This is a genomic window from Bradyrhizobium sp. Leo114 (assembly GCF_055229415.2).
The window spans coordinates 32852-56115 of sequence record NZ_JBUYEN020000026.1 but is presented as its reverse complement, the minus strand read 5'-3'; the positions used below and the strand labels follow the sequence as shown (position 1 = coordinate 56115).

The following is a 23264-nucleotide window of genomic DNA, read 5'->3' as shown; positions in this document are numbered from 1 at the left end:
CTGCATCACTCCGCAGCCTTCGCCTGCGGCGGTGGCGTGGCGGTGCCGCGCAATTTCTCCGACAGGTTGATCAGGAACATTGCGGTCGGCCGGAGGATGAAGAGGTCGGCGACGAGGGCTGCGATCATCGAGAAGGCGGAGAGCCAGCCGAACAGGCGCAGCGACGGCAGGTCGGAGAACACGGTCACCACCAGGCCGCAGGCCAGCACCACCGTGGTCAGGATCAGCGCGGGTCCGACCAGCACGGTTGCGCGCTCGACGGCGACCGCTGCGGTGATGCCGGGCTTGTGCTCGAGCCTCAGGCGGTTGAGGAAGTGGATGGTTGCGGAGAGGCCGAGGCCGAACGATACCGTCAGCGCCACCACGCTCGCAAACTGCAGGCCTTCGCCGAGCAGCCACAACACCGTGCCCGACAGCACCACCGGGAAGATGCCCGGCAGGATGCAGGAGAACATCACGACGACGGAGCGGAAGGCGAGCCCGATGAAGATCGCGACCAGGGCGAACTCGATCGTCAGCCCGTGGTTGAGCTTCTCGATCATGCTGGCGCTGTTGCGCGCGGCGATCGCCGACAGCCCGGTGACGGCGATCTCGTAGCCGGGATGTTCGGCGCGCACCTTGTCGAGCGCGTGATCGAGCTTGTCGACCACCGGCAGGATCTCGCTTGAATCGAGATCGGGCACACGACCGGACACCACCACGGCATCCTGATTTGCGGAGATGAAGCGCCGCACCAGATGTTCGGGGATGACGCTGACATACTCCTTCAGCGTCGCGACATCGGTCGCGCCCGCCTTCTCGGCGAGCCAGCGGCGCAGCGTTTCCAGCGACCAGACATTGCCGACGCCGGCCGCACCTTCGACCGTGGAGTGAACCTCAGCGATCACCTTCAAGGTCTCGGGCGCGTAGAGCGAAGCGCCCTTCGGGAATTCGATCAGGACGTCGATCGGATTGGCGCCGGTCAGCTTGGCGTCAAGCCGATTGCTGGCCTCGACCGCCTGCTGCTTGTTCGGCACCTGGTCGGCCAGCCGATAGCGCGGCTCGAGATTGGCATAGATGATGCCGAGCCCGCCGACGAAGATCAGCGCGACCAGGCTGAACAGCCCGGGCCGGCTGACCATGCGGACCGCGATCCAGTAGCAGAAATTGCGCAGCGCCTGCACGCCGGCATCGGCGCTCTGGAACTTGACCGCGAAGATGCGCTCGTTGCGCACGAACAATACGCCGAATACCGGCACCAGCGACAACACCGCGAGCAGCGCGATGATGGTGGCGGCCAAGCCCGCCTCGCCGAATTTGCGGATCAGGTCGGAATCGGAGAACTGCAGCGCGATAAAGGAAATGCCGGCGGTCGCGTGCGTCAGCACGCAGGCCGGCCCCACCACCCGCACGGCATTGGTAAACGCGCTCAATTTGTCCTGCCCTGCGATCAGCCGGTCGCGCGCCGCGAAGGTGAGCTGCATCGAGTCGGAGAAGCTGATCACCATGATGAGCGGCGTCATCACGTTCAGGAACATGTTGAGATTGAAATTGGCCCAGCCGAGGGCGCCGAGCGCGAGCAGGATCGCGATCATCGGCGGGAATGCTGCCACCACCATGAAGGAGATCTTGCGGAAGAAGATGATCGCGATGATGCAGCCGGCAAGGATGCCGAGGACGTTGTAGGTCAATCCGTCGCGTTCGACCGCGTTGCGGATCTCAAGCTGCATCACCGGCACGCCGGAGAGCTGGGCATTGAGGCCGCTGCCGGAGAGATCGTCGGCCATCACCTTGCGGATCTCGCCGACTGCTGTGCTCAGCTTGTTGCTCGAGACCACTTCGGGATCGAGCGACAGCACGACCAGGGCCAGCGTACCGTCCTCCGACAACAGCTTGCCGCGAATGATCTCGTTGGATTTCACCGTCTCGACGAACTTGTCGTAGGCGGCGCCTTCGGGCAGTTCGTTGGGGAATAGCGCCGCCGGCAGTTTGCCGGGCTCCGGCGCCTGCCGCGCCGAGAACAGCGAGATCAGGCCGCGCACCCCGTCGACCAGTTGCAGGTCGGTGACCATGTCGCGCAATTTCTCGAGGTTGTCGCGCGCCAGCAGCGTCTTGCCCTCGACCACGACCAGCACGTCGAACTCGGTCGCCGGGAAGCGCTTCGTCACCTCCTCATATTGCTTGTAGTCCTTGGTGTTGGAACGGAACAGTTGCGACAGCGAATCGTCGATCTTGATTCGCTGGACGCCGAACACTGCCGCGATCATCAGCGCGACCAGGACGATCAGCGAGACGACCGGCGCCTTGACCGCGATCAGCCCGATGCGCTCCAGCCCGAAAGCGATACTGGCCCCCTGCGGCGGCTCCTCGACCTTTCCGACGTGGACCTGACTTTCGGAATTCTTTTCGAGCATGCCCTGTCCAGTTCTGAAATCGGCGCGAATTGTCTAGCTTGGGTTTTCCGGGCGTGCACAACGCTCTACAGTCACTTCCAATCGGGGCTAGCCCTTGAAAACACGGAAGTATTGACCGTCGCCGGTTTTACAGGCCCCTCCGGCGCCTCGCAAGCACAAGGGAGAGGTCAAATCAGCGTGTGCGGTACAAAAATCGCCATTAAGTATCTGATTTGTCACAGCGCACGAACGGATCGGACTGAAGCAGTCCCGCTCTCATCTCTTTGTTCGAACGTGATCTTTTCGGAAGGCCGGTCCCGCCTCCCCGATCGTCAGCTCAGGACGCGCCGAGCTGCGGCGGAATGCCTCCGCTCTCGTCCTTCAAGGCAACGCCGGTGACTTCGCGGCTCAGTCCCTCGCGGACCAGCCACGCGATTCGGTATGCCGCTTCCGCGTAGGTGAGGCCCGCGCGGTGGATGTTGGAGATGCAGTTGCGTTCCGCATCGGTGCGGCCGATCCGCGGCGCGAAGGTCAGGTAAGCGCCGAGGCTGTCGGGCGCGGACAGGCCGGGCCGCTCGCCAATCAGCACCAAGACCATGCGCGCGTTGAGAAGCGCGCCGATTTCGTCGCCCAGCGCAACCCGCGCGCCCGACGCGATCACGGTCCCGCCGATATCAATCCGGCCAGCCGCAAGCTTCGGCAATAGATGGCGTACCAGCTCGACCGCATGGACATTGACCGCGGTCGGCGACAGGCCATCGCCGATCACAAGAGCGAGTTGGCTGGACGTGCTGCCGTGGCTCTCCAAGGCGCGCCGCGATTCGGGATCGAGCATGCGTCCAAGATCGGGACGCCGGAGATAGTCGCGGCGATCGCGCGCCTGGCTCGACACCTGGAGCAGCTGCAGGCCGAGCTCGTTCAATCCCGCAATGAGGCCATTGAGATCGAAAGCCGCATGAACGGCATCGCGCGCACGGGCATGGTCGAGCGTAAAGCTCAGCAGCGCCTCGGTCGGCAGGCTGGAGCCGGAACGGCCGAGCCCGACGCGCGCCGGCGTCAATTCCCGCAGGCGCGTCAGCGAAAGGGGCGGCGGCGCCGGTGGCTTCATTTCGGGCTACTCGGCGGGCACGGAAGCTTCGCGCAGCCGGATCGAATAGTTCGACGCGTTCTGCTGGCCCCTCGAGGCCGCACGCGCGAACGTGATCAGGTGATGCGCGATCATCGAAGATGCGATCAACCCTTCGATGTCGCCGCGGCGAAGCCGCCCGAGCGCGAACTTCCAGAACGTCCGCCTGTAGTCGCCGAGCACGCCGACCTGCCAGAAGATGTTGCGCAGCATGATCAGCCCGCGCTTGATATTGGCCCAGCTCTTCCTTTCCGGGCTGATAGGCACCTTCACGCGGTGGGCGTAGGTGTAGTCGCATTGGTGCTCGTAGCGCGCGAACAGCTTTTCGGGCTCGTAGGCCACCTCCATGCACCGCTTCCAGGAGCTGATGACCTCATCATAGGGCAAAAGGAACTCGACGTTGGAGTCGCGGCTGTCGTCCTCGACCAGCCGTCCCTCGCGTTCGAGCCGATCCCAGAGCGGCGTCTTCGGCAGCGCCTGCAGCAGGTTGATCGTCAATAGCGGAATCCGGGATTCATCGACGAAAGCAAGCAGCGCGTCCGCGGTCTCGGCCTTGTCGGTGTCCAGGCCCATGATGATGCCGGAGACGACCTCCATGCCGTAGGAATTGATGGTCTGAACGCCTTCGAGGATCGGGACCATCATGTTGTGGTCCTTGTGCATCGCCTTCAGCGCGTCGGGATCGGGCGTCTCGATACCGCAGAAGATGGTGACGAAGTAGGCTTCGCGCATCTTCTCGAGGATCTCGGGGCGCTTGGCGATGTTCAGCGTCGCCTCGCAGGCGAGCCGCACGACATAACCGGTCTTCTTCTGCCACTCGATCAGATGCGGCAACAAGTCCAGTGTTGCCTTGCGGTTGCCGATAAAATTGTCATCGACGAAATAAACCGTGTCGGTCATGCCGCATTCGCGCAACCGCTCGAGCTCGGCGATGATCTGCTGCGGCGTCTTCAGGCGCGGGTTGCGGCCGTAGAGGCCGGGGATATCGCAGAACTCGCACTGATAGGGGCAGCCGCTGGAGAACTGGATGCTGCCGAGGAAATAGCGTCGTGTCTCCGCAAGCTCGTAGGCCGGGATCGGGAACTCCGTCATCGGCACACGGTCCATGGTCTTCAGAACCACCTGCTCAGGTGGGCGCGACGGATCGCGCGCCAGCCGCGCGATCAATTCATTGGTGGCGTCGCCGAGCTCGCCGACGTGGAGATAGTCGAACGACGGATAGTAGTCCGGGCAGGCGCTGACTGAGGGGCCGCCAAGGGCGACGGCAAGATTGAAGGCATGCGCCCGACGGCAGATGTCGTTCATGTGGTGGCGCTGGATGTGCATGCCGCTGACGAACACCGCCTCCGCCCACTCGAAATCTGCCTTGCTGGCGGGACGGATGTTCTCGTCGATGAAGCGGACCTGCCAGTTTTCCGGCAGATAGGCGGCGATCAGCAACAGCCCCTGCGGCGGCATGAAAGCCTTGACGCCGTCGGTCAAGGGATAGGCGTATTCGAACGTACCGAACGCCGATGTGTAGCGCGGGAAGACGCAGAGGATGCGTCGCGCCGTCTCGATGCCCTCAGCTCTCATCAAAACTTCCTTAAGACGAGCCTAAACCAAATGTAAGCACGGCATCGAACGCTGGGCCAGAAATTCTTCAAGATTGTGGCAGCGCACACGCGCAGGGAACGGTTCGTTGCCAAAGAGCACTGCGAGAGGGAACGCCGAGTTTCAGGCGATCAGGCGCGAGGCAAATTCGGGCAGCAGCCCTGCACGATCGGTAAGCTGGAAGTCGTTTCCCGCGAGCCCGGCGCGGAGCAGCCAGTCGTCGAATTCGGGCGCCCGCTTGAGACCGAAGACGTTCCGGACATAGAGCGCGTCGTGGAACGACGTCGACTGGTAGTTCAGCATAACATCGTCGGCGCCGGGCACCCCCATGATGAAAGTGACACCGGCCGCGGCCAGCAGCGTCAGGAGATTGTCCATGTCGTCCTGGTCGGCCTCGGCGTGGTTGGTGTAGCAGACGTCGACGCCGAGCGGCAGGCCGAGCAGCTTGCCGCAGAAATGATCCTCGAGGCCCGCGCGAATGATTTCCTTGCCGTCATAGAGATATTCCGGGCCGATAAAGCCGACCACGCTGTTCACGAGCAAAGGATCGAAAGCACGGGCGACCGCATAGGCTCTAGCCTCGCAGGTCTGCTGGTCGACGCCGTGATGGGCGCCCGCCGACAGCGCCGAGCCCTGCCCGGTCTCGAAATACATGACGTTGTCACCGACCGTGCCGCGGCGGAGCGACAGTCCCGCCTCGCGCGCTTCGCCGAGCAGCGCAAGATCGACGCCGAAGCTGCGGTTGGCGGCTTCCGTCCCGGCGATCGACTGGAACACCAGATCGACCGGCAGGCCCCGCCCGATCAGCCCGAGCGTCGTCGTCACATGGGTCAGCACGCAGCCCTGGGTCGGGACCGAAAGGCGCGTGATGATGTCGTCAAGCAGCCTGAGCAGGCCGCCGATGATATTGGGATCGTCGCTTGCCGGATTGATGCCGATGCAGGCGTCGCCTGATCCGAGCAGGAGCCCGTCGAGGATCGAGGCGGTGATGCCCTTGACGTCGTCAAAGGGATGGTTGGGCTGCAGCCGCGTGCTCATCTGGCCGCGCAACCCGATGGTGTTGCGGAAGCGGGTCGTCACCTCGCATTTCTTCGCAGCCAGGATCAGGTCCTGGTTGCGCATCAGTTTCGACACTGCGGCCGCCATTTCCGGCGTGATGCCGCGGGACAGCCTCTGCAGCGCATCGGTGCTCGCGGCATCCGACAACAGCCAGTCGCGAAAGCCGCCGACGGTCAGTGACGAGATGACGGCAAAGGCTGCGGCATCATGGGTGTCGAGGATCAGCCGGGTGACCTCGTCGTCCTCGTAGGGGATGACCGCCTCGTTCAGGAACTGCTTCAGCGGCACGTCGGCGAGCGCGACCCGCGCCGCGATCGTCTCCTGCGCACTTCCGGCCGCGATCCCGGCAAGGCGGTCGCCGGAGCGCGGCGGCGTGGCCTTGGCGAGCAGGTCGCGCAGATCGCCGAATACGTAAGAGGTGGCACCGATGACGTGGCGATAGACCATGAGGGATTCCCGCGCGCTGGCCGCGCTTCATTGGATCAACAGTCTATCACCATGCAAGAACCGGTGCCGACCGGCTATCCGGTCCCACCTGGGCTACCTCGCCACCGGTTGCAATGGGGGGAACTTCGCGCATTAAGAAATTGTCCACCAAAATTCTGGATGATTTTACCGGCCGTTGGTGCTCCCCGGCCCATCTGGAGTGCCCCGAATGGCTGAAATCACGACCTCCCCCCGCCCCATCCCTGTCCGCGCCATGGCGTCCCGGCTTTCCCTTGCTGCCAAGCTGTATGCGATCTTTGCACTGTTCGCGGTGCTGACCGCGGCCATCACCTTCCTGTCCGACCACAACAGCCGCCGGAACGCAGAGCTCACGGAGGCCGTGGAGACGGCAAGCCGCGCGGCGCTGAATGTCGAGCGGGTCAATTCGCTCGTCTATGCGGTGGTGATGGAATCCCGCGGCATCTACATGTCGACGGATCCGGCCGCGGTGAAGAAATACGGCGATGGGCTGCTCAAGTTCAACGAGCGCATCCTCGCCGTGGTCAAGAGCTGGGAGCAGATCGTCCAGGCCGACGATGCCGAGCAGTTCGCCAAATTCAAGAAGCGCATCGAGCAGTTCGTCGACTTCCGCAAGGAGCTCGTGCGCCGCGGCGTCGAGATCGGCGCCGCCGCGGGCCGCGAATGGGGCGACAACGACGCCAACCGCGACGTGCGTACGGCGCTGAACAAGGATCTGGAGGCGCTGTCGAAGGTCTATGCCGAGCGCAGCAGGAAGCTGGCGCAGGAGACCGACGCCAATCGCACCATGGCGCTCGTGCTGACCGGCCTCGGCGGCCTGGCGCTGGTCCTGGTGGTGTTCGGCGTGCTGATCATCGCGCGCTCGATCGCCCGCCCGCTGTCCGCGATCACCACGACGATCAGGCAGGTCGCGGCAGGCGAGGAGAACGTCGCCGTTCCCCACACAGGGCGTGGCGACGAGATCGGGGCGCTGGCGCGCGCGATCGAGATCTTCCGGGAGGCGATGCAGCGCAACCGCAACCTCAATTCGCAGGTGCTGCAGGAATCGAGGGCACGCGATGACCGCTCCAGGCACATCGAAGCCTCGGTGGACGCGTTCCGCGAGGCGATCGGCGCCGTGCTGCGTGCGGTCAACGACAATGCGGCCTCGATGCGCGATACCGCGCAGGCCATTGCCAGCGTCGCATCGGATGCCAGCGATCGCGCAGTGACAGCGGCCGGCGCCACCACGCGGGCCGCGGGCAATGTCTCCGCCGTCGCCAGCGCCGCCGAAGAACTCTCGGCCTCGGTGCAGGAGATCGGCCGCCAGGTCCGCCAGTCCGCCGGCGCGGTCGAAGAGGCCGGCCAGCGCACCGACAAGTCTGTCGCCGAGATCGAAGGACTTGCCGCCGCGACCCAGCGCATCGACGGCGTGCTCACGCTGATCCGGGCGATCGCCGAGCAGACCAACCTGCTCGCGCTCAACGCCACCATCGAGGCCGCCCGCGCCGGTGACGCCGGCCGCGGCTTTGCCGTCGTCGCCCATGAGGTCAAGGCGCTGGCGGAACAGACGGCGAAAGCCACCGTCGACATCGGCGAGAATATCGGCACGATCCAGGCCTCGACGCGCAATTCGGTCGAGGCGGTGCGCGAGATCGGCAATGCCGTCCGCGAGATCAACGCCGTGACATCGAATATCGCAAGCGCCGTCGGCGAGCAGGATGCCGCGACGCGCGAGATCTCGATCAATGCGCAGGCGGCCGCGCAAGGCAATGATACGCTGGTGGTCAATATCGGCTCGCTCAGCGAAGCGATGGGAAAGACATCCGTTGCGGCCGAATCCGTGCTTGCCGCCTCCGGTGATTTGACCGCGACGGCGGAGACGCTGTCGCGCGAGGTCGAGAAATTCTTCCGTAATTTGCGCGCCGATCCGGTCGAAGGTGTGCGGAAGAGCGCGTGATCCCTCCGCTCGCTAATGCGCGCTTTGCTCGCCCGCGATCCTCGGCAACAGCAGTTGAACGCGTGTGCCGCTGCCCACCTTGCTATCCAGCCTGATCCGTCCTCCCAGGCGCTCGGTCACGATGTTGTGGACGATGTGCAGGCCAAGGCCGGTCGCGCCTTCGTGGCGGCGGGTCGTGAAGAAGGGATCGAACGCGCGGCGCCTGGTCTCGGCGCTCATCCCTGAGCCGTTGTCGGCGAACACCACCTCGACGTGATCGGCCCCCGCGGCGCGCACGGTCAGATCGACAGCACCACGGCGGCCGTCCGGAAACGCGTGCGCGATGACATTGAACGCCAGATTCGTCAGGACCTGCCCGTAAGGACCGGGATAGCTGTTGATCCGAAGATTTGGCTCGCACCATGCATTCAATGTGATGCCGCGCTCCTGAAACTCGGGACGCAGGTTCGACAGGATCCGTCCTGTCAATTCACCAACATCGAACTCGCGTCGTTCGGATTGATCGTCGTCGGCTGCGACCTGCTTGAACGCGCTCACCAGTTCGGCCGCGCGATTGAGGTTCGTGACAAGCTGGTTCGATGCATCGTTGATCGCGTCGACGAACTCGGTCAACGTCGACCGGCGGAGCCCGCCGCACGCGGCTTCGGCCGCAAAGCGCTCGGTCCTGCGCTGAAGCGACGAAGCAACCGTCAGGCTGATGCCGACGGGATTGTTGACCTCATGGGCAACGCCCGCGACCATCCGGCCAAGCGCAGCAAGCTTCTCGGCTTCAACCAGCGAAGCCTGGGCCTCTCGCAGATCTTGCAGCGCGGCCTCGGCCGCGTCGCGGGCCTGCCGAAGCGCCTGTTCGCTGCGCTTGCGCTCGGTGATCTCCTCCGCCGCGACGTTGATGGCGACGATCTGGCCGCTCGGCGCACGCAACGGGTGCCAATACGTCACCCAGAAACGCTCATCGACCTGATCGGCCCGTTGACCGGCGACCTCGACGCCGATCACCGGTTCGCCGGTCTCCATGATCGACTGCACGATCTGCTCGACCGAGTCGGCCAGCGCAGGCACGCAATCCCTGACGGAGCGTCCGAGATGATATTCGACGGACAATCCGCATATCTCGGTAAGACGTTGATTGATCTGCAGATACCGGCAGTCTGGAGACAGGCATGCAAGCCCGATCGGCGCCGTGTCATAGACCAGTTGCAGCGCCGGCTGCGGGAACAACATGACGGCCGCTGGTTCGCCCCCCGGCCTCGCATTTGCAGTATTCGACACCACGCCTCCCCTGCTGCCAAGTGGCCAACTGCTGGAAGCACAGACTTGTTCCGATCAACGGAACCGATTCAACGACGCTTTCCTAGCTCGGTCGCGCGCTCAGCGGAGTGCAACCTACAGGATGACCGCGCATCACGAATGATGGCGAGACGGGGAAACGGGTGACCGCAACACACACCGGAAGCCGACATGGCTCGTGGAGGCATCAACCGCCTCCGCGTGCCGCGCAGCGGGACGATAGCGGCGGCTGTAATTCGGCGCGGAAAGATGCGAACCGCCCTTGAGCACCTTGCGTGGGATGCGGGCCCGCGCGCGCGCCGGATCGTAGCTGGCCTCCTTGCGGCCACCGACGGGATTATGCGGGACGCCGTGCTGCGCGTCGGCCTCATGGTGTGCCGACCACCAATCGGTTGTCCACTCCCAGACGTTGCCGATCATGTCGTGGACGCCATAGCCGTTCGGCGGGAACGCCGTCACCGGCGAAGTACGGTCATAGCCGTCCTCGCAGAGATTCTGCACCGGGAAATTGCCTTGCCAGGTATTGGCCATGTGGACGCCGCCGGGCATCAGGGCGTTGCCCCAGGCGTATTCCTCATCCTCGAGCCCGCCGCGCGCGGCAAATTCCCACTCCGCTTCCGTCGGCAATTCCTTTCCGACCCATTTCGCGTAAGCCAATGCGTCGGCGTAAGTGATGTGCACGACCGGATGACTGCCGAGCACGTAGATGTGGGTCTTGGGGCCGTATGGATGGCGCCAGTTAGCCCCGGGCATGAACGTCCACCACTGGCTGGTGTCGCGCAGATCGCGCACCCGCCGCGGCGCCGTGAAGACGAGCGAACCTGCCTGGCGCATGTCCGGCGGTGCATCAGGATCGTTGGCGGGACCGGGCGGAATCTCCGCCGCAGTGATGTAGCCGGTGGCGAGCACGAACTCGCGAAACTGCCAATTGGTGACGGGTGTCCGGTCGATCCAGAAACCGTCGACCGTCACGCGATGCGATGGCGCTTCCTCGGGGTAGTGATGGTCCGATCCCATCCGGAACGTGCCGCCGGGAATCCAGACCATGTCCTCGGTCCTGATATCATCCGGCTGATAGTTGCTGCACTCGATCTCTGCCCGAAACATGGCGCCAGCTTTGCGCGGTGTCGCGCCCCTTCCGGTTCAAGCGCCGCCAGCCCAGCGGCAACAACAGGTGAGCCCTCTTCTTGTCGTGTGCGAGGGCTGCCGTAAGCGCAGCCGCTCCCGTGGCCTGCGACGCGGTCCGACACGACCTCATCACGTGCCTCCTCTGGTTGTGGACCAAAGGATAGACCAACTCCGCAGGCCTGTGATGTGCAGACTGTGCCAATTTTCGGCAAGCTTGCTTACAGCCGCCCACGCGAACCCGGCCGATCTCCTGCGGTTGGTAAAACGCGTTCGCGAAAATCGAGAGAAAAATTACCGCCGCACAACCGCCATCGCGAAACCCGAATCGGCAGGACAATCGGTGTCCTGGTGTGGCAGGAACTTCACCGTCCTCCGGCTTGTTGCCGGGACCGGCACTGCCCCAGCGTGCGTGGGGGAAGCGAAGATGGCGCAACATCTTTCGGTGAACATCTCCAACCTCGATGGCTTCGAGGGCATGCATCAGGGCGTCAAGGGCAGCCATGTCGACGTCATGCAGATCGGACGTGGCAGGATGCGCGGGACCCTGTCTCATGTCGGCATCGGGGATTTCTCGCTGAGCATCGGCTCGTTCAATCTCGGCCTGCGCACGCAGCGCATCTCGACCGATGACCGGCTGATCGTTGGAATGCTGCTTGATGCCGAAGACCGTGTCACGCACTGGTCGTTCGACATGCGTCCGTCCGACGTCCTGGTGATCCCGCCGCTGGTCGAGCATGATGGGATCTTCCACGGCGCATCCACTTATGCAGCGGTCCGGCTCGATCTCGCTCATCTCGGCTCCGTGTTCGGCGGCGACGCGCGGCTCAGCGATCCCGCCCATTGGCTGGAAAAAAGCTACTATCGCACGAGCGATGCGATCGGCATGGTCGCGGCCCGCCGCCTGCCCCAGATCGTTTCAAGTCTCGCCCGGCACGAGGCGGTGCTTTCGGATGATGCGGCCGAATTCTGGAAGCGCGCCATCGTCGACTGCATGACGGGTACGATCGTCAATTCGCTGCCGCCTGATGACAGCGGCTATCTGCCGTCGGCGATGAATCTCGTTCGCCGCGTCGAGGACTATCTCGATAGAGTGGGCCCGAGGCCGGTGCATATCTCCGAGATCTGCGCCGAATTCAGGCTGTCGCGGCGCGGACTTCACCGTGCCTTTCACGACGTGTTCGGCATCGGCCCCGTGACATTCCTGCGCCACAAGCGCCTTTGCGCCATCCATTCCATGCTACGGGAAAGCGCGCCCGGAGAGGTCACCGTCGGCGAAGTCGCGATGCAGCAGGGCTTCATCGAGCTCGGACGGTTCGCCCAATATTACAGAAACCTGTTCGGCGAGTACCCGTCCGAGACACTTCGCGGCAAGCGCGCCGGCGCACTGCCGCCGTCCGCCGCCGCATTTCGTTGAGCCATCGGCTTTAATCCGTAGCCCGGATGGAGCGCAGCGCAAGCCGGGACAACTGTATCGACATCGAAGAAAGAACCCGGGTTACGCTGACGCTTCACCCGGGCTACGGCAGGATGCGATGCGCGTGACGGCGTCACTCCACCAGCAACACGTCGACGGAGACGTTCAGCTTCTGCTTGCGCGAGCCGACGATGATGCCGTCGACCGGCGAAACATCGGAGAAATCGCGGCCCACCGCGAGGATGATGTGATCGTTCTCGACCAGGAGATCGTTGGTCGGATCAAAGCCGATCCAGCCGAGCTCGGCGCCGCACCACACCGAGACCCAGGCATGGGTCGCGTCAGCCCCTTGCAAGCGCGGCTGTCCCGGCGGCGGGATGGTGCGCAAATAGCCGCTGACATAGGCCGCCGGCAGGCCGAGGCCGCGGAGCCCTGCGATCATCACATGGGCAAAGTCCTGGCAGACGCCGTGGCGTTTCTCGAACACTTCCGTCAGCGGCGTCGAGATCACGGTGGCCTTGGAATCATATCTGAAGTCGCTGCGGATGCGGCGCATCAGGTCGGCGGCACCCGCAACGATGCCGCCTCCGCTTGGAAAGCTTGCGGACGCGTAGGCCGTGAGCGGGGCGAGCACCGGCACCAGCGCGCTCGCAAAGACATAGCCGACCGGCGAGGATGGTCCGAGACTCGTCGCCTCGAACGCGATGTCGCGCACGCTCTCCCAGGACGGGCTCGGCGCGGTGCGGCCGGGCGCATGCCGCGAGACCGAGACGCGCGAGCGCGAGTCGATGCGCAGATTGCGATGCGCGGTCTCGATCAGGATGCTTTCGGTCAAGGTGCCGAAGAAGTCGCGCCGCGCCGTACGCTCCGCGGGCCGCGGCCTGATCTCGACGCTGTGGGAAATCAGTTGCTGCCCGCTGCCGCTTTGCGGCTCGAGCCGCAGCGAGCATCGCGCGACGCTCACCGGGCTTTCGTAGGAGTAGGTCGTGACGTGCCTGATATCGTAGATCACGCGAGGCCCGTCAGCTTCTCCGGCCGGCTCGCATTGGGCCCGTGCGGGAAATAATGCAGCCCGATGGCATCGGCGAGATTGAGCAGGTCCTGCTCCAGCGAGAACAGCGTCTTGACATCGAGTGTCTCTGCTTCCGCCGTCGCCAGCATCGCCTGCAGCGCGACCGCAAGCCGCTGCGGACGCTCGATCATGCCGTATTCCTTTAGGCTCGGCAGCGCCGCGATATGTTCGTTGAGGCTTTCGACCTGGAACGCGACCGAGCGCGGGTTATAGGGGTCGAGCACCGCGAGATCGCGCACCGGCGCGAGGAGCGGCGTCACCAAATAGCGCGAGCGATAGGTGATCTGACAATCGACGAGCGTCAGCAGGATGTCGAGGTCTTCGTCACCAGCCTCGTCATAGGCGAACTGCCGCGCGAAACGGGTGGTGTTGATGGCGCGCTCGGCACGGCGGCCCATGTCGAGGAAGCGCCAGCCGGCGGCGCGGTTCATGTTCTCCTGCGCAAGTCCCGCAAAGCTCGCCAGTTCCTGCAGCGTCAACTCGGCCGCGCTGATGACGCCATCGTCATCCTCGACCTCCTCGCCGAGCCGGTCCACCATCTCGGTGATGACCTGCCAGGCGTCCGGCGACAGACGCTCGCGCAGCGAGGTGGCGGTGCGCTGCGCCGAGCGGACCAGCGACAATGCCGAACCAAAGCGCTCCTCGCTCTGCAAGGCCTCGGAGGCGACCTTGGCCAAGTTCGCGCGCGCCGTCTGCGAGCTCGCGCCCCAGGCCACCAGCATGCGCTGGATGCGCTCGACCGAATGCAGGTTGGACGTGCTGCTCGGATTCGACCTCGCGGGATCGCGCATCGGCGAGCCGAGCGCGCGAATCAAGCGCAGCGTCGCTTCGGCGCGTTCGAGATAGCGGCCGAGCCAGAACAGATTGTCGGCGGCGCGGCTTGGCAACACGCCGGCGATGCGGCGGATGCGCACGGTATCGCTCGCGGGCAACAGGCTCGCGGTCGAAACCGCTTTTTCCGACACCACCCAGACATCCGCGGCGCGCGCGCCGTCGCCCATCGACACCGCGCGGGCGTCAGGCTGTTCGGCGATCCGGCAGAAGCCGCCGGGCAGGATCGTCCAGCCGTGCGGCGTGGCCGCAGCGAAGACGCGCAGCACAAAGGGGCGCGGCGTGAGCTGGCCGTTCTCCCACACCGGCGTGGTCGACAGCCGCACCAGTTCCTGGCCGACATAGTCGATGCCGCGTTCGACGATCGCATTCCGCAGCCGCTCGCGTTCGCTCGGCGACAGTTCGCCCGCGAGCACGGGGCCATGGCTGGCAAAACCCGGCACACCCCGGCCATAGGCGCTTTCGATCGCGAAATCATCGAGCCGCGACAGCACCTGTTCGCGCGCCGCCTTCTGGCCGCACCACCAGGTCGCGATATGCGGCATTTCCAGTTCTTCGCCGAGCAGGCGGCGGCAGAGGCTCGGCAGGAAACCGAGCAGCGCCCGTGCTTCAAGCACGCCCGAACCGGGCATGTTGGCGATGACCACGCCGCCTTTGCGCAGCACCTCGATCAGGCCGGGCACGCCGAGATGCGAGGAGGCGTTGAGCTCGAGCGGATCGAGCCAGTTGGAATCGACCCGCCGCAACAGCACGTCGAGCCGCTTCAGCCCCGCCACGGTGCGGATATGGACGCGGTCGCCGCTGACGGCGAGATCGTCGCCTTCGACCAGCAGGAAACCGAGATAGCGCGCCAGGGTCGCATGCTCGAAATAGGTCTCGTTGAACGAGCCCGGCGTCAACAGGCCGATGCGCGGCTCGTCGCGGTCGGCGCTGGCGCGCAGGCCATCGCGAAACGCTTCGAAGAACGGCGCGACGCGCTCGACATTCATCGACTTGTAAAGGCCGGAGAAAGCGCGGGAGAGCACCAGGCGGTTTTCCAGCGCGTAACCCGCGCCCGACGGCGCCTGCGTACGGTCGCCGAGCACCCACCAGCGGCCGTCAGGGCCGCGACCGACATCGGCGGCATAAAGATGGAGGTAGCGCCCGCCCGCCGGCTTGATGCCGCTGACGGCGCGCAGATATTCGCTGCTGCCCGCAATCGCGGCGGCGGGGATCGCGCCATCGGTGACAAGGCGACCATCGCCATAGATATCGCGCAGGATCATCTCGAGCAGTTGCGCGCGCTGCGTGATGCCGGAGACGAGCTGCTGCCAGTCGGCATCATCGATGATCAGCGGCAGGTGGCTGAGCGGCCACAGTCGGTCGGACGTTTCGCCGGGTGCGCGATAGGTGACGCCGGCGTCGCGCAAATGCCGGTCGGCGGCGGCGAAGCGGCGCTCGATCTCGGCCGGCGAAAGCGTGGCAAAAGCGTCGAAGAAACGGGTCCAAACCGGGCGCGGGGTGCCATCCGGGCCGATATATTCATCGGGGATGCCGGGCAGCCGCGCATAGTCGCGCGACCACTGCGCCATGCGGCGCTGGCCTGGTCGGACCTTGTTCTCCTGATTGTTGCCGACCGATCCGGTCATTCCCGACGCTCTGCGTTTGACGCGTTTTCTTCACGCGAACCGGTACCCACTTCGCTCGAAAACGCTATGGTGCAATCAATGCAGGAGCGGCGTCCGCAAGTCGAGGGTCAGCGGGAATTCAATTGTGCGTTCTTCCGGCGGCGGCTCGATCCTGCCGGGGGTGTGGCCGTGGTCCTGGAAGCGGGCCAGCCGCCGCGCCTCGGCCTCGTAGGAATTGACCGGCTTGGTCTCGTAATTGCGGCCGCCGGGATGGGCGACATGGTAGACGCAGCCGCCGAGCGAGCGGCCGTTCCAGGTGTCGATCAGGTCAAAGGTCAGCGGCGCATGCACCGGGACGGTCGGATGCAGGCCGGAGGCCGGCTGCCAGGCCTTGAAGCGGACGCCGGCGACCGCCTCGCCTGAACGTCCGGTCGCAGTCATCGGCATCCGCCTGCCGTTGCAGGTGACGACGTGACGGCCCTCGACAAAGCCTGATGCCTTCACCTGGAGCCGCGCGACCGAGGAATCGACATAGCGGACGGTGCCGCCTGCGGACCCCTCCTCGCCCAGCACATGCCAAGGCTCGAGCGCCTGCCGCAGTTCCAGCGCGACGCCGCCATGATGGACGCGGCCGAACGCGGGAAAGCGGAACTCAAGTTGCGCGGCGTACCATTCCGACGAGAACTCGTAGCCGGAGCGCCCGAGATCGGCGAGCACGTCCAAGAAATCTTCCCAGAGGAAATGCGGCAGCATGAAGCGGTCATGCAGCGTGGTGCCCCAGCGCACGAATTTGCCCTGCTGCGGCTCGCGCCAGAGTTTTGCGATCAGCGCGCGGACCAGGAGCTGCTGCGCCAGCGACATCCTGGGATCAGGCGGCATTTCGAGGGCGCGGAATTCGACCAGGCCGAGCCGGCCGGTCGGGCCATCGGGCGAATAGAGCTTGTCGATGCAGATCTCGGCGCGATGCGTGTTGCCGGTGATGTCGACCAGGATGTGCCGGAACAGCCGGTCCGCCAGCCACAGCGGCGCTTCCACGCCCGCCGGCGGCACATGGGCGAGCGCGATCTCGAGTTCATAGAGCCCGTCATGGCGCGCTTCATCGACGCGCGGCGCCTGGCTGGTCGGGCCGATGAACATGCCTGAGAACAGATAGGACAGCGACGGATGCCGCTGCCAATACAGCACGAGGCTCTTGAGCAGATCTGGCCGGCGCAGGAACGGCGAATCCTCCGGGTTGCTGCCACCGACCACAATGTGGTTGCCGCCACCGGTGCCGGTGTGGCGCCCATCGATCAGGAAACGGTTGGCACCGAGCCGCACTTTCGCGGCGTCCTCGTAGAGGCCGAAGGTGATATCGACCGCCTCGCGCCAGCTTTGTGCCGGCTGGATGTTGATCTCGATCACGCCGGGATCGGGCGTGACCTTGATGACCTCGATGCGGGGATCGAACGGCGGCGCGTAACCCTCGATATGCACGTGCATCTGCAATTCTTCGGCGGTCGCCTCGATCGCCGTCACCAGTTCGAGATAGTCCTCGACCTTCTCGACCGGCGGCATGAAGGCGCACAAAGTGCCGTCGCGGATTTCGATCGACATCGCGGTGCGCACAGGCGGCGGCTCCGGGAGGTCTTCGAGCAGGCGCTTCAATTCTTCGTCGAAATCCGGCAGGCCGCCACGCGGCGCCATCGGATCGATCTCGATGATGTACGGATAATCTTCCGGCGGGATGTATTCGAGCGAAGAGATCGGCAGCCGCAGGCCGAGCGGGGAGTCGCCGGGCGACAGAAACAGATGGCTGCGCTTGAGCTTCCAGTGCTCGCTGCGCCAGCGGGCGCGTACGCCGGCAAGCGGACTGAAGCACTGGATCGGGAGCACATATCCTTTTGGCGTCGTCAATCCCTGATCGAACACGCGCGCCAGACGCGCGCGCTCTTCCGGATCGGACAGTTTCGAGTTCGCAGGGCTGACATTGGCGGGAAGCGCGGCCTCGCGCTGAAGCCAAAAGGCGGGATCCTCGAAGGCCGGCATGACGTAGTGGGCCGCCAGCGCGAGCTTCTGCGCCATGGTCACGGCGAAGCGCTCGGCGTCTTTGATCTCGGCCTTGTACGGGTTTTCGATCTTCGCGATCAGATCGGCATTCTTCCAGATCGGCACGCCGTCCTTGCGCCAGTAGAGGCCGAAGGCCCAGCGCGGCAGGCTTTCGCCCGGATACCATTTGCCCTGGCCGTAGTGCAGTAAGCCGCCCGGCGCGAAACGATCACGCAGGCGGCGGATCAGATCATCGGCGAGTGCACGCTTGGTCGGACCGACCGCGGCGATGTTCCATTCCGGCGCTTCGAGATCATCGACGGAGACGAAGGTCGGCTCGCCGCCCATGGTGAGCCGCACGTCTTCCGTCCTCAAGTCGATATCGACCTGTTCGCCGAGCGTATCGAGCCGCGCCCAGGATTCATCCGAGAACGGACGTGTGATCCGTGGCGCTTCGCGGATGCGCTTGACGCTCATCTCGAATGCGAAATCGACATTGGCAAATCCGGCGGTGCCGGAGATCGGCGCCGCCGAGCGGTAGTGCGGCGTGGCCGCAACGGGAATGTGCCCCTCGCCCGTCAGCATGCCCGAGGTAACGTCGAAGCCGATCCACCCAGCGCCGGGCAGATAGACTTCGGCCCAGGCATGCAGATCGGTGAAGTCGTTCTCGACCTCGCGCGGTCCCTCGACCGGATCGATGTCGGGACGCAGCTGGATCAGATAGCCGGAGACGAAGCGCGCGGCGAAACCGAGATGGCGCAGAATCTGGATCAGCAGCCATGCCGAGTCACGGCAGGAGCCCGCGCCAGCGGCCAGTGTCTCCTCCGGCGTCTGCACGCCCGGCTCCATGCGGATGAGATAGCTGATTTTCTCTCGCAGCTTCGCGTTGAGGTCGACCAGGAAATTGACGGTGCTGTCGGCCTCGCGTGGAATCTCCTTCAGGTAAGCTGCGAGCAGCGGCCCGGGCTCGATCGTTGCAAGATAGGGCGCGAGCTCGTTCTTGAGATCATTGGTGTATTGGAACGGATAGGAGGTGGCGTAGGACTCGACGAAGAAGTCAAACGGATTGATCACGGTCATCTGCGCCGTGAAATCAACCTCGATCTTCAGCTCACTGGCCTTCTCCGGAAACACCAGCCGCGCGAGCCAATTGCCCTGCGGGTCCTGCTGCCAGTTCACGAAGTGATTGGCTGGCGTGACCTTGAGCGAATAGCTCAGGATCGGCGTGCGCGTATGCGGCGCCGGACGCAGGCGAATGGTCTGAGGCCCGAGGTCGATCGGTCGGTCGTACTTGTAATGCGTGACGTGATGCAGTGCGACGAAGATCGACACGGATGGCGGACTCCAGCAGCTTTTTTGAGCAGAACACTGGTTCCGGCCGACAGCAAGCACTAACAACGGGCACGGGTGCCTATCGTCTCGGCGCGCTCTAACCCCGAGTCGTCCCGGGCTTGACCCGGACCCATAACCACAGGGTTTAGTGATGCACGAAGCTGTAACCGCTTGCTCGCGCCACAACGGAGATCACGCGGTATGGGTCCCGGGTCAAGCCCGGGACGACGGAGACTACATCGTCGCGCCCAAGACCCACGGCGCGAATTCGGCGCCGCCAAAGTCAAAACTCTCGCTCTTGGTGGGCTGGCCGGATGCCGTCTTCAGCATGAGATCAAAAATGCGCTGGCCGCATTCCTGCACGCTCTCCTCGCCGTCGAGGATGGTGCCGCAATTGACGTCCATGTCGTCTTCCATGCGCTTGTACATGGGCGTGTTGGTCGCAAGCTTGATCGACGGCGCGGGCTTGCAGCCGAACACGCTGCCACGGCCGGTGGTGAAGCAGACGAGATTGGCGCCGCCCGCCACCTGCCCGGTCGCCGCGACCGGGTCGTAGCCGGGCGTGTCCATGAACACGAAACCGCGCTTGGTCACCGGCTCCGCGTAATGCAGCACGTCGACCAGATTGGTGCTGCCGGCCTTGGCCATCGCGCCGAGTGATTTCTCCAGGATCGTGGTGAGGCCGCCGGCCTTGTTGCCGGGGCTTGGATTGGCGTTCATCTCGGCGCCTTCGCGCTGCGTATATTCTTCCCACCAGCGCATCAGGCCGACCAGCTTCTCGCCGACCTCGCGGCTGACGGCGCGGCGCGTCAAAAGATGTTCGGCGCCATAGGTCTCCGGAGTCTCGGACAAGATCACGGTGCCGCCGTGCCGCACGAGGAGATCGCTGGCAGCGCCGAGTGCGGGATTGGCGGAGACGCCGGAATAGCCGTCGGAGCCGCCGCATTGCAGCGCCACCGTGAGCTCGCTCGCGGCGACCTTCTCGCGCTTCACCTTGTTGGCGTCGGCGAGCGCTTCGCGCACGAAGGCGACGCCGGCTTCCACGGTCTTGCGGGTGCCGCCGACTTCCTGGATATCCATCGCGCGCAGACGGCCGGCGAGCTTCTGCTCCTGCATCAGGCCGCCGATCTGGTTCACTTCGCAGCCGAGGCCGAGCACGATCACGGCGGAGAAATTCGCATGCCGCGCATAGCCGCCGAGCGTGCGGCGAAGCAGCGCAAGCGGCTCGTCCTGGGTCATGCCGCAGCCGGTCTTGTGAGTCAGCGCGACGACACCGTCGACATTCGGGAAATCGGCCAGCGGATTGTCGCCGGTGAACGGATTCTTCTTGAAGACGTCGGCGACGAGGCTAGCGACATGGGCGCTGCAATTCACCGAGGTGAGGATGCCGATATAGTTGCGCGTAGCCACGCGGCCATCTGGACGGCGGATGCCGTCGAAGGTCGCCGGCAGATCGAAATTGGGCACCGGCTTCACGTCGACGCCATAGGCATAGTCCTTGGCGAAATCGCCCATGCCGCAATTCTGGGTGTGCACATGCTGCCCCGGCGCGATCGGCACGGTGGCAAAGCCAATGATCTGGCCATAGCGCTTGATCGGCTCGCCCTCCACGATCGGCTTGATCGCGACCTTGTGGCCGGCCGGAATGCGGTCGGTGGTGATGACGCCGTTGGCGACCTCAAGCCCGGGCGGCAAGCTCGCGCGCGCGATCAGCACGCTGTCATCGGGATGCAGGCGGATCACGGGTGCCGGGGCCATGGGATTCTCCTTGTTTCGTATTCACCTCTCCCCGTTCTTACGCGGAGAGGTCGGATCGCATCGCAGATGCGATCCGGGTGAGGGGCAAGCCACGCGCTCAACTGCTAGTTCAGTGCTCGCGGATAGAGCCCCTCACCCTCCCTCTCCCCGCGAAGAGCGGGGAGAGGGAGATAGAGAGACCGTTACGCTTTACCGCCAGATTCCTTGCGGGTCTGGTTCACCTGCATCTTGGCGTAGGTCATCATCAATCCGCTCTCGTTCGAGAGCGTGACGAGCTTGAAGCCCATGTTGATCGCACGCACCGCGCCTTCGGCGCCGCTGCAGTGGATCCCGGGGTTGAGGCCGCGCTTTCCGCACTCCTTGATGATCTTCTCGTAGATTTTGAGGATCTCCGGCTCGTCGCGGTCGAGCTTCGGCACCAAGCCATAGGAGAAGCCGAGATCGGAGGGACCGATATAGACGCCGTCGATGCCCTCGACGTCGAGGATCGCTTCCATGTTCTCGACCGCGGTCCTGGTTTCCATCATCGGCAGCAGCACGATCTCATCGTTCGCAGTCTGCTGATAGGTGCCGGCCGAGCCGTACATGCCGGAGCGGATCGGGCCGTTCGAGCGCGTGCCCTTCGGCGGATATTTCGCATAGGAGACGAGGTTCCTGGCTTCCTCGGGCGTGTTGACCATCGGGCAGATCACGCCATACGCGCCGCCGTCGAGCACCTTGCCGATGATGCCGGGCTCGTTCCAGGGCACGCGCACCATCGGCGTCACCGGATGGCCGTTCATGGCCTGGAAGCATTGCACCATCGACAGATAATCCTGCACACCGTGCTGCATGTCGACGGTGACGCTGTCGAAACCGCACTGCGCGATCACTTCGGCCGAAAAGCCCGACGGGATCGCCAGCCATGCGTTGACAACCGCTTTGCCCGACGCCCAGATTTGCTTGACCTTGTTATTCGCCACTTTGCCTTCCTTCCTTTTTTGTCGGACCTTCCGTCATTGCGAGCCACGCGGTCGGCGCGAAGCGCCGCCGGATGACAGGCTCCGCGAAGCAATCCATCTCACCGCAAGCTGAAACATGGATTGCTTCGTCGCTATCGCTCCTCGCAATGACGGCAATTTGTAATGACGAAGTTAACCTGTTGCCCGCTGGATGCTGACTTCGCTGACGCCGACTTCGCGCGCGGTGTTCACTATCGCCGCCCAGGTGTCGTCAGGCAAGGGGATGCCGTTCCTGGTGCGCTCGGCGCGGGTCTTTCTTTCGGGGTCGCCGGGGATCAGCACCTTGTCGGTGCCGGCGATCGGCTTGGTCTCGCGAATGAAGTCGACATAGCGCGAGATTTCGCCATCGAAGAAATTGGCGGGATCGACCACCTTGGGATCGACGTAGAATGCCAGCATGCCATTGGCAAAACGCCGGTTCGGCGCGGTCGCGCCCGTTCCGGTCAGTGCGCCGCCGAGCAGTTCGCAGATGAACGCCAGACCAGAGCCCTTGTGCTCGCCGAAGGCACGGATCGCGCCCGTGCCCTTGGTGTGATCGCGCGGCCCGTCCGGGGTGTACGGCCCGTACAACACATGCGGATCCTCGCTCAAGGTTCCGTCGGAATCGACCAGCGCGCCAACAGGCAGTTTCTTGCCGCCGCGGCTCGCGACAAGGACCTTGCCCTCGGCGACAACAGAGGTGGCGAAATCGAGCACGATCGGATCGTGGCCTTCGCGCGGAATACCGACGCAATAGGGCGCAGTCGACAGCCGCTTCTCGACGCCGCCGAACGGCGCGACCAGCAGCGAGCCCGCGGCATTGACGAAATGCACCGACACCAGCCCTTCGGCGGCGGCCATCTCGGCCCAATCGCCGACGCGGCCGATATGGCCGGCATTGCGCAGCGCAACTGCAGCGAGCCCCGCCTTCTTGCACTTTTCGATGCCGATCTTGACGGCGACCGGCGTAACGGTCTGCCCGTAACCGAACTTGCCGTCGACGACGGCCAGCGAAGGCGTATCGACCACGACCTCGGCGGTTTGGTTCGGAACCACCGAGCCCATTTTCTTCCAGCGGATGTAGACGGGCACGCGGATCACGCCGTGGCTGTCGTGCCCGGTGAGATTGGCGGTGGTCAGATATGTTGCAATGCGACGGGCTTCTTCGGGCGAGGATTCGGCGTGGGAAAAGACTTCAGCAACGAAATTGATGAGATTATCGACCTTGATCGTCACCATGGATATGTCACTCGCTCCTTGGTTTGGAGCATGA

General features: G+C 64.5%; 14 protein-coding genes. 2 read left to right on the top strand and 12 right to left on the bottom strand.

Annotated features, from left to right (window positions below; genetic code table 11):
* Positions 1 to 5 precede the first annotated feature (5 nt).
* The 4 genes from ACZIRK_RS27945 to ACZIRK_RS27930 form a co-directional block, all read right to left on the bottom strand.
* Positions 6 to 2393 carry an efflux RND transporter permease subunit gene (locus ACZIRK_RS27945; protein ID WP_130224328.1) on the bottom strand — a complete coding sequence of 796 codons (2388 nt, stop codon included), beginning with the start codon at positions 2391 to 2393 and terminating at the stop codon, positions 6 to 8.
* A 316-nt stretch (positions 2394 to 2709) separates the two neighbouring features.
* Positions 2710 to 3480: an ethanolamine ammonia-lyase subunit EutC gene (gene eutC / locus ACZIRK_RS27940; protein ID WP_130224330.1), complete on the bottom strand. Its 771-nt coding sequence runs from the start codon at positions 3478 to 3480 to the stop codon at positions 2710 to 2712.
* Between the two features lie 6 nt (positions 3481 to 3486).
* The gene (locus ACZIRK_RS27935) at positions 3487 to 5073 is read right to left on the bottom strand and encodes a B12-binding domain-containing radical SAM protein (protein WP_474418564.1); all 1587 of its coding nucleotides are present in this window, start codon (positions 5071 to 5073) and stop codon (positions 3487 to 3489) included.
* 141 nt (positions 5074 to 5214) lie between these two features.
* Positions 5215 to 6597, bottom strand: coding sequence for an ethanolamine ammonia-lyase subunit EutB (locus ACZIRK_RS27930; protein ID WP_130224334.1), 1383 nt, complete (start codon positions 6595 to 6597; stop codon positions 5215 to 5217).
* A gap of 208 nt (positions 6598 to 6805) precedes the next feature.
* Between ACZIRK_RS27930 and ACZIRK_RS27925 the strand changes: the two genes are divergently transcribed.
* A complete protein-coding gene (locus ACZIRK_RS27925) occupies positions 6806 to 8554 on the top strand; it encodes a methyl-accepting chemotaxis protein (RefSeq protein ID WP_245474577.1) in 1749 nt (582 codons plus the stop codon).
* Positions 8555 to 8566: 12 nt separating this feature from the next.
* Here ACZIRK_RS27925 and ACZIRK_RS27920 read toward each other — a convergent pair whose 3' ends face one another.
* Positions 8567 to 9823, bottom strand: a complete 1257-nt coding sequence (locus tag ACZIRK_RS27920) for a sensor histidine kinase (protein WP_245474578.1) — start codon at positions 9821 to 9823, stop codon at positions 8567 to 8569.
* A gap of 132 nt (positions 9824 to 9955) precedes the next feature.
* Positions 9956 to 10948 carry a formylglycine-generating enzyme family protein gene (locus ACZIRK_RS27915; protein ID WP_130224336.1) on the bottom strand — a complete coding sequence of 331 codons (993 nt, stop codon included), beginning with the start codon at positions 10946 to 10948 and terminating at the stop codon, positions 9956 to 9958.
* 445 nt (positions 10949 to 11393) lie between these two features.
* Between ACZIRK_RS27915 and ACZIRK_RS27910 the strand changes: the two genes are divergently transcribed.
* Positions 11394 to 12383, top strand: a complete 990-nt coding sequence (locus ACZIRK_RS27910) for a helix-turn-helix domain-containing protein (RefSeq protein WP_035691666.1) — start codon at positions 11394 to 11396, stop codon at positions 12381 to 12383.
* 133 nt (positions 12384 to 12516) lie between these two features.
* Here ACZIRK_RS27910 and ACZIRK_RS27905 read toward each other — a convergent pair whose 3' ends face one another.
* The 6 genes from ACZIRK_RS27905 to ACZIRK_RS27880 all read right to left on the bottom strand — a co-directional run bounded on the left by ACZIRK_RS27905 (position 12517) and on the right by ACZIRK_RS27880 (position 23230).
* Positions 12517 to 13395, bottom strand: a complete 879-nt coding sequence (locus ACZIRK_RS27905) for a transglutaminase family protein (RefSeq protein ID WP_130224338.1) — start codon at positions 13393 to 13395, stop codon at positions 12517 to 12519.
* Complete coding sequence (locus tag ACZIRK_RS27900; protein WP_130224340.1) at positions 13392 to 15914, bottom strand: circularly permuted type 2 ATP-grasp protein; 2523 nt, start codon at positions 15912 to 15914, stop codon at positions 13392 to 13394. Before ACZIRK_RS27900 ends, ACZIRK_RS27905 begins: the two co-directional genes overlap by 4 nt.
* Positions 15915 to 15989: 75 nt before the next feature.
* Positions 15990 to 19253 carry a transglutaminase family protein gene (locus tag ACZIRK_RS27895; RefSeq protein ID WP_474418563.1) on the bottom strand — a complete coding sequence of 1088 codons (3264 nt, stop codon included), beginning with the start codon at positions 19251 to 19253 and terminating at the stop codon, positions 15990 to 15992.
* A 234-nt stretch (positions 19254 to 19487) separates the two neighbouring features.
* Positions 19488 to 21011, bottom strand: coding sequence for a UxaA family hydrolase (locus ACZIRK_RS27890; protein WP_130224344.1), 1524 nt, complete (start codon positions 21009 to 21011; stop codon positions 19488 to 19490).
* Positions 21012 to 21193: 182 nt separating this feature from the next.
* Positions 21194 to 21973, bottom strand: a complete 780-nt coding sequence (locus tag ACZIRK_RS27885) for an HpcH/HpaI aldolase family protein (RefSeq protein WP_130224346.1) — start codon at positions 21971 to 21973, stop codon at positions 21194 to 21196.
* 171 nt (positions 21974 to 22144) lie between these two features.
* Positions 22145 to 23230 carry a malate/lactate/ureidoglycolate dehydrogenase gene (locus ACZIRK_RS27880; RefSeq protein ID WP_130224348.1) on the bottom strand — a complete coding sequence of 362 codons (1086 nt, stop codon included), beginning with the start codon at positions 23228 to 23230 and terminating at the stop codon, positions 22145 to 22147.
* Positions 23231 to 23264: the final 34 nt, after the last annotated feature.

Bases quoted from the DNA above. Each gene is read 5' to 3' on its own strand.
- ACZIRK_RS27945 (WP_130224328.1), bottom strand. From the start codon at position 2,393: ATGCTCGAAAAGAATTCCGAAAGTCAGGTCCACGTCGGAAAGGTCGAG.
- eutC (WP_130224330.1), bottom strand. From the start codon at position 3,480: ATGAAGCCACCGGCGCCGCCGCCCCTTTCGCTGACGCGCCTGCGGGAA.
- ACZIRK_RS27935 (WP_474418564.1), bottom strand. From the start codon at position 5,073: ATGAGAGCTGAGGGCATCGAGACGGCGCGACGCATCCTCTGCGTCTTC.
- ACZIRK_RS27930 (WP_130224334.1), bottom strand. From the start codon at position 6,597: ATGGTCTATCGCCACGTCATCGGTGCCACCTCTTACGTATTCGGCGAT.
- ACZIRK_RS27925 (WP_245474577.1), top strand. From the start codon at position 6,806: ATGGCTGAAATCACGACCTCCCCCCGCCCCATCCCTGTCCGCGCCATG.
- ACZIRK_RS27915 (WP_130224336.1), bottom strand. From the start codon at position 10,948: ATGTTTCGGGCAGAGATCGAGTGCAGCAACTATCAGCCGGATGATATC.
- ACZIRK_RS27910 (WP_035691666.1), top strand. From the start codon at position 11,394: ATGGCGCAACATCTTTCGGTGAACATCTCCAACCTCGATGGCTTCGAG.
- ACZIRK_RS27900 (WP_130224340.1), bottom strand. From the start codon at position 15,914: ATGACCGGATCGGTCGGCAACAATCAGGAGAACAAGGTCCGACCAGGC.
- ACZIRK_RS27890 (WP_130224344.1), bottom strand. From the start codon at position 21,011: ATGGCCCCGGCACCCGTGATCCGCCTGCATCCCGATGACAGCGTGCTG.
- ACZIRK_RS27880 (WP_130224348.1), bottom strand. From the start codon at position 23,230: ATGGTGACGATCAAGGTCGATAATCTCATCAATTTCGTTGCTGAAGTC.